This is a genomic window from Succinatimonas hippei YIT 12066 (assembly GCF_000188195.1).
Lineage (GTDB): Bacteria > Pseudomonadota > Gammaproteobacteria > Enterobacterales > Succinivibrionaceae > Succinatimonas > Succinatimonas hippei.
Genome location: NZ_GL831016.1, coordinates 1 through 10,186, shown reverse-complemented (window position 1 = coordinate 10,186; position 10,186 = coordinate 1). Strand labels below are relative to the sequence as shown.

General features: G+C 39.8%; 10 protein-coding genes. 4 read left to right on the top strand and 6 right to left on the bottom strand.

Annotation, left to right across the window (positions count from 1 at the left end):
- Positions 1 to 127: 127 nt before the first annotated feature.
- The 3 genes from HMPREF9444_RS06525 to HMPREF9444_RS06515 form a co-directional block, all read right to left on the bottom strand.
- Positions 128 to 1,546 (bottom strand): sulfatase, encoded by a 1,419-nt coding sequence (locus HMPREF9444_RS06525; protein ID WP_009143614.1) that lies wholly within the window; start codon positions 1,544 to 1,546, stop codon positions 128 to 130.
- Position 1,547: 1 nt separating this feature from the next.
- Positions 1,548 to 3,323, bottom strand: a complete 1,776-nt coding sequence (locus HMPREF9444_RS06520; RefSeq protein ID WP_009143613.1) for a solute:sodium symporter family transporter — start codon at positions 3,321 to 3,323, stop codon at positions 1,548 to 1,550.
- Between the two features lie 112 nt (positions 3,324 to 3,435).
- On the bottom strand, positions 3,436 to 4,512 hold the full coding sequence (locus HMPREF9444_RS06515) for an anaerobic sulfatase maturase (RefSeq protein WP_040909358.1): 1,077 nt from the start codon (positions 4,510 to 4,512) through the stop codon (positions 3,436 to 3,438).
- 139 nt (positions 4,513 to 4,651) lie between these two features.
- Between HMPREF9444_RS06515 and HMPREF9444_RS06510 the strand changes: the two genes are divergently transcribed.
- The 3 genes from HMPREF9444_RS06510 to HMPREF9444_RS06500 all read left to right on the top strand — a co-directional run bounded on the left by HMPREF9444_RS06510 (position 4,652) and on the right by HMPREF9444_RS06500 (position 7,130).
- Entirely contained in the window at positions 4,652 to 5,461 is an 810-nt protein-coding gene (locus HMPREF9444_RS06510) for a sulfite exporter TauE/SafE family protein (protein WP_040909357.1), read from the top strand.
- Positions 5,462 to 5,496: 35 nt separating this feature from the next.
- A complete protein-coding gene (locus HMPREF9444_RS06505; RefSeq protein ID WP_009143610.1) occupies positions 5,497 to 6,084 on the top strand; it encodes a Crp/Fnr family transcriptional regulator in 588 nt (195 codons plus the stop codon).
- A 290-nt stretch (positions 6,085 to 6,374) separates the two neighbouring features.
- Positions 6,375 to 7,130, top strand: coding sequence for a transposase (locus HMPREF9444_RS06500; protein ID WP_040909356.1), 756 nt, complete (start codon positions 6,375 to 6,377; stop codon positions 7,128 to 7,130).
- 82 nt (positions 7,131 to 7,212) lie between these two features.
- Here the strand turns inward: HMPREF9444_RS06500 and HMPREF9444_RS06495 are convergent, their stop codons facing one another.
- Positions 7,213 to 7,695: a GNAT family N-acetyltransferase gene (locus HMPREF9444_RS06495; protein ID WP_009143607.1), complete on the bottom strand. Its 483-nt coding sequence runs from the start codon at positions 7,693 to 7,695 to the stop codon at positions 7,213 to 7,215.
- Positions 7,696 to 7,859: 164 nt separating this feature from the next.
- Here HMPREF9444_RS06495 and HMPREF9444_RS06490 point away from each other — a divergent pair, with 164 nt between their 5' ends.
- Positions 7,860 to 9,143 carry a hypothetical protein gene (locus HMPREF9444_RS06490; protein ID WP_009143606.1) on the top strand — a complete coding sequence of 428 codons (1,284 nt, stop codon included), beginning with the start codon at positions 7,860 to 7,862 and terminating at the stop codon, positions 9,141 to 9,143.
- Here HMPREF9444_RS06490 and HMPREF9444_RS06485 read toward each other — a convergent pair.
- Positions 9,140 to 9,661 (bottom strand): methylated-DNA--[protein]-cysteine S-methyltransferase, encoded by a 522-nt coding sequence (locus HMPREF9444_RS06485; protein ID WP_009143605.1) that lies wholly within the window; start codon positions 9,659 to 9,661, stop codon positions 9,140 to 9,142. The genes HMPREF9444_RS06490 and HMPREF9444_RS06485 overlap by 4 nt on opposite strands.
- A gap of 22 nt (positions 9,662 to 9,683) precedes the next feature.
- The gene (locus tag HMPREF9444_RS06480; protein WP_009143604.1) at positions 9,684 to 10,016 is read right to left on the bottom strand and encodes a CGGC domain-containing protein; all 333 of its coding nucleotides are present in this window, start codon (positions 10,014 to 10,016) and stop codon (positions 9,684 to 9,686) included.
- Positions 10,017 to 10,186 lie beyond the last annotated feature (170 nt).

The following is a 10,186-nucleotide window of genomic DNA, read 5'->3' as shown; positions in this document are numbered from 1 at the left end:
ATTTTTCATATGCTTAAGGACATGGATATGAAAAGTATTTGTTATTTTTTTATTAAGAGGAGTTTGTTGCAATAAAAAAGCCGTACGTAAAACTATACGCACGGCTTAATCATTTATTTATATTCCCTTAACTACGCGGTTTATAGTTTGGATTCGGCTCGGGGATCCTTGCTTTGACGTCAATTTTCCATTGATCAAGCAAAGACTTAAGCTCTTGAACAATGTCAGGATGTTCGGCGCTGACGTCTTTGGTTTCTCCGACATCATTGTAGATATCATAGAGTTCAAGCTTTTCATCTTCGAAAAACTCTATAAGCTTCCAATGTCCTTTGCGTACTGAGCATCCCGGAGTGCATCCTTGATTTGAGTAGTGAGGATAATGCCAGAAGATCGGGCGATCATCCAAACCATCCTGAGTCGAATGCTCCAGAAGCGGAAGAATGCTGACTCCGTCCATATGCTGCTCCGGCATAAGCGGTAAACCGGCAGCTTCGAGTAAAGTAGGATAAAAGTCAGTTGAAGTTACCGGAGTCTCGATCATGGTATTCGGAGCAATGTGTCCGGGCCAACGAATGATCAAAGGTTCACGGGTACCGCCCTCATACATCCAGCCTTTGCCTTCACACAACGGCTTATTGGTTGTAGGAGATCCTTCTGCAGTAGCTAATCCTCCGTTATCACTGTAGAAGATAACGATAGTATCGTTTTCAAGGCCTTCAGCTTTAAGGCAATCAAGAACTCTGCCTATATTGGTATCAAGATTTTCTACCATAGCGGCATAAATCGGATTGCTCTGTATTGTACGACGCAAGATCTTTTCATCCTTTTTATGCTCGCACGGGAAATAATCTCCTTCAACGAAAGGATTGATTTTATCAAGTCCCAACATTCTGGCCTTTTTACGATACTTCTCTACCAGCTCTTCGTGACATTCAATCGGAGTATGCACGGCATAATGAGATAAGTACATAAACCACGGTTTATCGTCGTTTTTACTGCCTTTAATCAGTTTTATGGCTTCATCTGTAAGTCTGTCGGTCAGATATTCTCCTTCGGGACCGTCTTCAAGGGTCTCAATGCCGTAGGGAGAAAAATAGCCGTTAAAAGGATGACCGAAGTGACAGCCTCCGATATTGACGTCAAAGCCGTGTTTGTCAGGGTAAGTGTCAAAGCGTTCTTCATTATGTTTTGACAGATGCCACTTTCCGACGTGCCAGGTCTTGTAGCCGCCTTGTTTTAAGGCTTTTGCTAAAGATATTTCGTCAGTACTCAAATGATCAATGTAAGGCACGTCGGCAAGTTTTCCTTCAGAGTGTCCACCGATCCATTGGGTGAGTCCTAAGCGTGCCGGATATTTTCCCGTTAAAATACTGGCACGGGTCGGTGAACAAACCGGGCAGGATGCGTAAGCATCCGTAAATCTTGCGCCTTCAAGAGCCAGAGCATCAATGCGCGGAGTTTCATAAAAACTGCTGCCGTAACAGCCGGTATCTGTCCAGCCGTAGTCATCTAACAATATAAATAGGATATTAGGTTTCTTATTCATCTTACTTTTCCTCTAATTTAGCGGCTACTTTGGAGTGATAGTGTTCGTTGATGTATTTTTCATAAATAGGTTGTACTTTTAAGTGCATTATTATGCATATGACGGCACAGATAGCTGTTGTTCCGAGGAAGTAGGTCCAGAAGTCTGGAGATACCACATCATCGGCATAGGCAAGGCCAACCTTTGAAAATACTACGTAAATTAAAGTTGCGCAGGACAGCAGAATGCAAGAGGTTAAAATCGCATAGTGCCATGCATGCATGTCAATAATAGCGACACGTTTTTCACTGTAGGCTGCAGCCGGAGCCGGAGCAACGATTCCCCAGATGACAAGAATGGCCAATTCAATGCAGAACAGAATTCCATAAACATGCATCCAATGGATTTTGACTAAGTCATTGAATTGGAATACCAAGAGATAGTAGGCAATGATGTGACCGATAATCGTAATTTTAGCGGCAACACCGGGAACGTGAATATGCTTTGCAAATAAACCTATCAAAACAAGGCAAACGATAGGAATAGCAATAAATCCGGTAAATTGCTGCAAGAAGATAAACAAGCCGTTAGGCGCATATACTAAGAACGGAGCGATGCCGATAGTAAATACGGAGCAGATAATACCGAAAATCTGTGAAATGCGGATCACCTTGGAGTCATCGGCTTTCGGATTTATGAAAGGCTTGTATATATCAACGGCAAATAAAGTTGCAGCTGAGTTAAGTAATGAATTGTAAGTTGAGAACACTGCGCCTAATAAAACGGCAACGAAAAGGCCGAGCAGAGGAGCAGGTAAAATATCTGCAACTAATGTAGGATAGGCAATATCGCGCGGATCTAAGCCTTCTCCATATAAATGGTAGGCAATAAGTCCCGGGAAAATTGCGATAAACGGAACTAAGAACTTAAAGAAACCGGCAAAAAGCAGACCTTGTTGTCCGGCTTTTAAGCTTCTGGCTCCTAATGCTCTTTGAATAACGAACTGATTAGTACCCCAATAGAAGGTAGCCGTTACCATAAGACCGGTGAATACTGCGGCAATAGGAATAGCATCAAGTTCACTGCCTAAACCGATGGCATCTAATTTTTCAGGGTGATGAGTGGCAATAAAGTGCAAAGCATCGGTGATGCCGCCGTCAATTTTATTACCTAAAGCCACTAAGCCTAAAATAGGGATCAAGCAGCCGATAATTAATAGTCCGTATCCGTTTAAAGTATCGGAAATTGCGACAGCTCTAAGTCCTCCGGCGACAGCATAGATTGCGCCTACGACACCGACAATGACGGTCATTAGCCATAGCGCCTCCATTCGCGTTATTCCCAGCGCTTGTTCTATATTAAGAATTTTCATCAAAGCCAAAGCTCCTCCGTACAATACGGTAGGCGACCAGACGAAAATGTAGCCGAACATGAAAAGATAAACGATGATTTTTCTTGTTCCTTCTCCGTAATGATTCTTTAAAAATTCCGGAATAGTGGAGAAGGCTCCGCCTAAGTACATAGGGAGGAATAAAATGGCTAAAAGGATAATTCCTCTTATGGCCCAGACTTCCCAAGCCAGCGGAGTCATATTGCCGAAATAAGCTAAGCCGCTTTGTCCGACTAATTGTTCGGTTGAAATATTGGTTAAAAGTAGAGAGCCTGCAATGAATACCGGTCCGAGAGTATTTCCGGCTAAAAAGTATCCTGCCGAAGTTTCGATTGTTCCGCGCGTTTTGTACCAGGAGTACCACGCTACGAAAGCCATAAAGGCCACACAGGTTAAAACAGCAAACATAAAAAATCTCCTTAAAAAGAGTCAGTGTGTGCAGTATAGGGATATGAGCTGTGTAGTCGTTATGATTAATAACAGTACCACTTCGTGATACAGCTCACTATTTAAGAAGTTTTTATTTTGCGGATAAACTTTGGTAGATCTTGGCAAAATACGGCAGCATGTATGTTAAAGCTTGTTTGTATGCGTCGCAGAATTGATTTACTTTTTCTCCTTTTTCATTAGTAACTCTATGTTTAGGGCAACCTCCGTTGCAGTATTTAAGAAAGTTGCAAGTACGGCAGCACGCAGGAAGCGCAGCTTTTGACAAACCGAATTGCACCTGAGGCAGTTTATTGATTAATGACAATAACGGTTCTTCCCGGATATTTCCGAGTCGATGTTCTTGATCCACGAAGTGATCGCAGCTGAAAATATCTCCGTTTTGTTCGATGATCAGCTGATCTCCGCAATATGGTCTGAAAATGCACAATGTGGGACTGATATTTGCATAAGCCATAAACCACTGCTCTATATGCTGAATAAAAATTTTACCTATGTCCTGCGGGTACCAGCTGTTAAAAATGTCAATCATAAATCTGCCGTAATCGGCAGGTGTTATTGTTTCTTCAACTCCGGTAAGCGGGATAAATTGCATTTGTTTGGAGCCGATTTCTTTTAAAAAAGCATAAACATCAGCGCCTTTATGGACATTAGCTTTATTGATTACAGTAAGAGTGTTGAATTCAACTTCAGTTTGAATAAGTCTGTTTATGCTGTTTATAACTTGGGAAAACGTTCCCTTACCGTGATGATCTTTACGTCGTTTATCATGAATTTCTTGCGGCCCGTCAATGGAGATACCGACTAAAAAATCATGTTCTTTAAAAAAGTCACACCATTCCTGATTAATAAGCAAGCCGTTAGTTTGCAGACTGTTATAGATTTTTTTGCCGTTTGCATATTTTTGTTCAAGTGCTACTGCTTTTTTGAAAAAATCAAGACCGCATAAAGTCGGCTCTCCTCCCTGCCAAATAAAGCTTATTTGTCGCTGCGGATTGCTGTTTATATAATTTTTAATATATTTTTCAAGCACCTGATCTGACATTCTGATTGAATTTGAGTGATTAGTCCCGGAATAAAAACAATATTCACAGCACATGTTACAGTGAGCGGCTGACGGCTTTGCCATTAGATAAAAGGGCCTTTGCATGGTTATACTCCTGTACGCGGATGGATAATGTGCCGATATTAAAAGCTTAAGATAATTTCTCTTATGATAGAGATCATAAGTAGGCTTAGTTTGTGATGTTACACTGAAATTCAGTCAATAGTTTAACGGGTTTTCAGTTATGAGCTTTGCAACAATCTGTTTTTTATTAGGCTGCGGTGTTTTTACTAATCTTATGTCAGCACTATTCGGGATCGGCGGTGGAGTTCTTATGGTTCCTTTGCTGATGACAGTTTTCCCTCAATTTTCCATGCAAATGGTAGCCGCGACATCGCTGTCTATCGTTATAGGTTCCGCACTTATAAATTTAACGTATTTTATAAGACAGAAAATAGCAATAAGTTATAAAGGACTGGTTTTATGGTCGGCGGGTATGATTATAGGCGTGCAGGGCGGATTTGAATTAAGTTTTATTTTTCATCCGAATGTAATCGTGGGTATTTTTATCGTAACCATGCTCATTTTGGCAGTAAAAACCTTTTTAAAGTTAAAGAAAAGCTATCAGGTAAAAGAAGATGTGAAAGTTAATGCCAAAGATTTGGCTAAAGGTACGCTTTTTTGTACCTTAGGAGGGTTTATTGCCGGCATTACGGGTATAGGCGGAGGTTCGATAATGTCGCCGCTTGTAAATCAACTTTCTTTTGTCAAGCAGCATCAGGTGGCCGTGTATACTAACTATATGATGGTTATAGGCGGTGTGGGCAGCATGATAGGCTATTTAAGCAAGCCCTGTAAGTTGATGCTGGAGAACACTTTTCAGGTAGGGTACGTTAATTTTACCTTGGTAGGAATAGTTATAGTAGGTTCTTTTATTACCAGCTTTGTTTCCATGCGCCTTAGAGGTAAACTTAAAAGAAAACTGGCTGATTTATTGTTAGGGTTGATCCTTTTATTTGTAGCAGGATATACTTTAGTTGTGTATCTATTGTAAATTCTGATTGCTATAAATCAGATAAGGTAGCATTTATGGTGTTCAGTCCTGACGACTGTACTGATTGTGACGTTTTTGCGTTAAATGCTTTGGAAAAAGGATGCAGCGTTTACGATCAAGGAGATACGGCGCTGCAATTTTATTACGTAAAAGAAGGGCTGGTGGGCTTATATCATATTTTGGAAAACGGAAAATCAAGTTTGGTCCGTTTATATAAAAAAGGTGATTTTTTCGGTTTCAGAACTTTTTTCGGCAATAAAAATTATCATTGCAGCGCAATTGTAATGGTCAAGGCGCAGATTATCTGCATCAGGCCGCATAGTATCGATTCTTTTTTTTCAAAGAATATAGAGCTGGTACGGTTTTTGGTGTTTCAGCTGGCACAAGAATTGCATGATGCTGAGACAAGACTTGCAAAAATTGCGTATAACAAGACATTGGATCGGGTCTTTAATACTACCAGGTTTTTGGCAGAACATTATCCTGAGTATCCGTGGACTTATCGTGAGATAGCTGAGTATTCAGGATGTGAGACTGAAACAGCTATCCGTATAACAAAAGAGCTGCATAAAACAGGCTTGCTGCAAAGTCACAAGATTAATAAAAAGACATCAGACAATTAGTGTCAGGCAATCAGGTAAGTTTGCCTGACAAAATTTTTTGCACTTAATTACTCGACTTTCCGTGATAAAAATTTAAGTCAAAGCCTTTCCGGCAAAGGCTTTTAAGCTCTTTAAAAACCGGTATTGATTTTATCGCTTATTTTTGTTGTACAGAACGGGATTTTTCAATCGGAGAGGAGTTATCTTAAGAGTTTTTTTATTGCTAAAACAATAGCTTATCTTATAAAAGCCGGAAGTTAACGGTATAATATATTTGCTTAAAAAACATACAGTTAACCACCGGCTGATATATGATAAACAATATTTCTTCTTTCTCCAACAACTCTTTTTGCGGTGCCTTAAAAGATTTATCTTTCGGCAGATTGTTAAATTCCTGCGGCTTCAATAAAAAGCGCGGTGTTCCCATTCTCATTGTTATGTACGGGCTGTTAACCTCCGTATTTAATTATTCGGGCATTCATCAAAAGACGCAGTCCCGCAAAGGCTATTCTCAATGTAATTGCACCGACCAAGTCTTTTACGATATTACTTCCAATCCTAAGCTGAATTGGCGCAAACTGTGTCTGCTGCTTGCACAGAAGCTGATACGTAAAATCACTCCGACCATGACTTGTGCTAAATGTTTTGTCCTTGATGACACCATTATGGAAAGGCCTCGCAGCAAAAAGGTCGAGTTATTATCAAGAACTTATGACCATGTCTCGCATCGTCAGGTTAAAGGCTTTACCAATCTGCTGCTTGCTTGGACTGACGGCTTGAGCAGCGTTCCTGTAATCAATGCCATCGTCTCTTCATCTAAAATCATTTGCCCGGAGCGTAATTACATCGATAAGAGAACCCACGGTGCCGAACGCCGCAAGGAGCAGGGGATATTCAAGTGCTATGAGGCTAATGCCAACCAATGCCGCACACAATATCTTAAGAAGGGCAGGACTTGCCCGGATGGCCCGGCAAGCGAACCTCATAAGAGGTCGGCAACAGGAACCCGCCGAAGCTTACACAATAGGCAGTATTGTTGTTTAGCGGTAGGAATCATCGGCCTTTAGGCCGGTGAGGATGTCAATTGTTGTATAACTAATAATTAGGTTGTTATTTCCGATAAGACGGTAAGTTTTTAATGAAAATAAGTTAAATTAATAATTCATAATCATTAACATCAAGATAACGATTGAATTTAAAACCTACCTCTTTAAAAGAGGAAACCTGTTTAAAACCATGACGCAAGTGGAAGCGGATACTGCCTGCGTTTTCAGCTGTAATGCAAGCTATAAGGGCATGGCAGTTGATTTTTCTGCATTCGTCAACAAGCCTTTTTAAAAGCTTAGAACCTATTCCTTGACCGGTTGCTTCTTTGGCAAGATAAATGCTTATTTCGTAAGTTTGAGCATAAGCGGCACGCTCTTTCCACGGATGAGCATAGCAATAACCTAAAATGCAGTCGTTTTCTTCATAGACAAAATACGGATAAGATGCGCTAATGCTATTTATTCTATCCGCCATTTCATTATTTGTAAGCGGCGCATATTCAAAAGTGACGGTTGTTTCTTTTACGTAATAATTGTATATGCGGGCAATTGCCGGCGCATCTGAAATTTTTACCAGTCTAATCATAGTTTATGATACTTATAAATTAAAACTATGCAGATAATAACTCATAAAGTCTGAATTTTTGATTAAATGCAAAATTGCTCTTTAAAGAGGCTGTATTTTTTATGTATAAAGGGCGTTTTTTTGTACATACTTAATATGTACGGGAATGAAAAAAGGAAATAAAAATGGTTAGGTTAAAAAAAGTCGTTGGAGCATTGTTTGTTTTGGCTGCTGCAGCACTTTTCGTTTCAGGATGTTCGAAATCGAATATTGATACGGTAAAGGACGGTTTTTTTGCTGAGGATAAAACGCAAAATATCGGAAAGTTTCTTGAGACTTATAAAAATGTAACAGGAGGCAGTTGGAAGGCGATTAAAGATGATAGAAGCCGTGATGTCGTAGTATTCAGCGGGAGCTATTCAAATAAAGATGTTGCTGAGATTTTTCTTAATAATCGCGAATCTTATGTTTCATCATCTGCAGATAAATTTGCCGCTTTTTTAGATAAAAATAATTTTTCTCTTGCTTTTTCGGTCAATTTTTTAATGTCTGCTGATGAAAGCAGCGAAACTCCTTTTATAGTCAGCTCATTAGGACTTGCATCAGTTGGAACTGTCAGCAATGACAAGCAAAATATTGATTCAGGAATAAAAGCAGTGGTCGGTAATTTGTCTTTTGACAGTAAGTTAAATAAAGAAGACGTAGCTTTGCTTAATTATTATTTCCAGAAATTTGTCGCTCAAGAGCTTCTTTTATCACATAATACGACAGCACAGGCAGTGCCGCTTTCTTACGAGTTTGATTTTGCCAATTTGCCGGGTATGCTTTTTTCTTCTATTCAAGACGGAGCAGATCCGATTTCTGATTATTATCCGATTGAACGAATGGAATTGTACGAAGTTAAAAGTGATGATGCTGTAAAGTCGGTTACATATAAAGTAAGAGCAGCGCTTACCAATGCTTATTTAGAAGCATTGTACGGTAAAGATGTAGGAAGAGAGCCTCAGAGTTTAAAACTTGATTGCGGTAAGTTTGACGCATTGAATGCAAAATATGAAATACTTGTTGCTAAAGATTTAACTTTTATAAGTGCTGTGAATGTGCCGGTAAACGAATTTACGTTAATGTCCCAATGCCTTGATCCAAAAGCATTTAATCTTAAAAGCGGACAAAACAGCTTACAGATCCTTTTGGAAAAGACAGGAGCTCAATTTATTTGCTCTACATCGTATCCAGACAATGAAGCGGTTAAAGCTTTTAAAAAACAGCAGGAGCTATTATATCGGGTAGACAATGAAGTAAAACTTTCTTTGCTGCAGAATGCTTTTATTGGCGCTATAACCGGAAAGAAACTTTCCGATAAGGATCTGCATGATGAAATGGTTAAGAGACGCGAGCAAAAATACAAAGAAAAAGGTTGGACTCTGCCGCCGTCATTGTTCTCAATCGCTCCTTCGGAGGTTATTTAGTTTTTTGGCATATAAAGATCTGTGGTATCGGCTTTTTCAAGGGTCAAGAGTTTTAACTTTTTATCAAGGCCGCCTGCGTACCCCGTAAGGCTTTTATTGCTGCCGATGACACGATGGCATGGGATGATTATAGAAATCGGATTGTGTCCGACGGCGCCGCCGACTGCTTGTGCCGACATTTGTTTAATTCCTTGTTCTTTGGCAATTATCGCGGCAATTTCTTTATAAGTCATAAAATTGCCGTAAGGAATATTTTGAAGAGTTGCCCAAACTTGCAGCTGGAACTTGGTACCTCTAAGGTGCAGCGGAACTTTTACGTCCGGTCTTTGCCCTTTAAAATATTCATCAAGCCATACTTTTGCTTTTTTTATGGCATCGTTTTCTTTTTCTTCATGAAAAGGATCAAGATTTTCTGCAAAATATTTTTGCCCGTGAAACCATAAACCGGTAAGGCCGATTTCATCTGATGCCAAAAGAATTTCACCTAAAGGTGAGGAGTATTTTGCGGTAAAAATCATTTCTTAATACTTATTATAGAAATTAGTGTGTCGTCTCTAAAATTTTTACTTGGGAGCCGACCGCCTTTTTTACAGCTTCAATCATATTATCTGCATTAGGACAAGGGAAAGCGATAGGGTCTCCTTTTTTAATGCAGGAAGCAAAAGCTATGCATTCGGCACCGCGGCGCACTAATTCTTTAGCTCTTAAAACGGCTTCTTTGCCGGGGCAGCCTCCGCAGCTGACAAAGCCCACAAGCTCAAGTTCGCCTTCAAGTGTAGAAAAAGATCCGTTTTTAATTTTTAAGCTTTTAAAATCAGTGGTCCCGGGACAATAATTTTCAGTTGCTCTGCAGCGTATGATTCCTATCTTCATGTTAGTTCTCCTGTACCTATTTTCGCTCCTTTCATATCAGATAAATTATATAGTTAATAAGGTAAGCGATTTTAAGCAGAATAGGGCAAATAGAAAATTTTGCACTTTGTAAGTACGGGAAAGACAAATCCTGATATTTATATGGCAAAACGATGAACAGTACTGAGATC

Coding starts and splice junctions, on each gene's coding strand:
- HMPREF9444_RS06525 (WP_009143614.1), bottom strand. CDS start 1,546: ATGAATAAGAAACCTAATATCCTATTTATATTGTTAGATGACTACGGC.
- HMPREF9444_RS06520 (WP_009143613.1), bottom strand. CDS start 3,323: ATGTTTGCTGTTTTAACCTGTGTGGCCTTTATGGCTTTCGTAGCGTGG.
- HMPREF9444_RS06515 (WP_040909358.1), bottom strand. CDS start 4,512: ATGCAAAGGCCCTTTTATCTAATGGCAAAGCCGTCAGCCGCTCACTGT.
- HMPREF9444_RS06510 (WP_040909357.1), top strand. CDS start 4,652: ATGAGCTTTGCAACAATCTGTTTTTTATTAGGCTGCGGTGTTTTTACT.
- HMPREF9444_RS06505 (WP_009143610.1), top strand. CDS start 5,497: ATGGTGTTCAGTCCTGACGACTGTACTGATTGTGACGTTTTTGCGTTA.
- HMPREF9444_RS06500 (WP_040909356.1), top strand. CDS start 6,375: ATGATAAACAATATTTCTTCTTTCTCCAACAACTCTTTTTGCGGTGCC.
- HMPREF9444_RS06495 (WP_009143607.1), bottom strand. CDS start 7,695: ATGATTAGACTGGTAAAAATTTCAGATGCGCCGGCAATTGCCCGCATA.
- HMPREF9444_RS06490 (WP_009143606.1), top strand. CDS start 7,860: ATGGTTAGGTTAAAAAAAGTCGTTGGAGCATTGTTTGTTTTGGCTGCT.
- HMPREF9444_RS06485 (WP_009143605.1), bottom strand. CDS start 9,661: ATGATTTTTACCGCAAAATACTCCTCACCTTTAGGTGAAATTCTTTTG.
- HMPREF9444_RS06480 (WP_009143604.1), bottom strand. CDS start 10,016: ATGAAGATAGGAATCATACGCTGCAGAGCAACTGAAAATTATTGTCCC.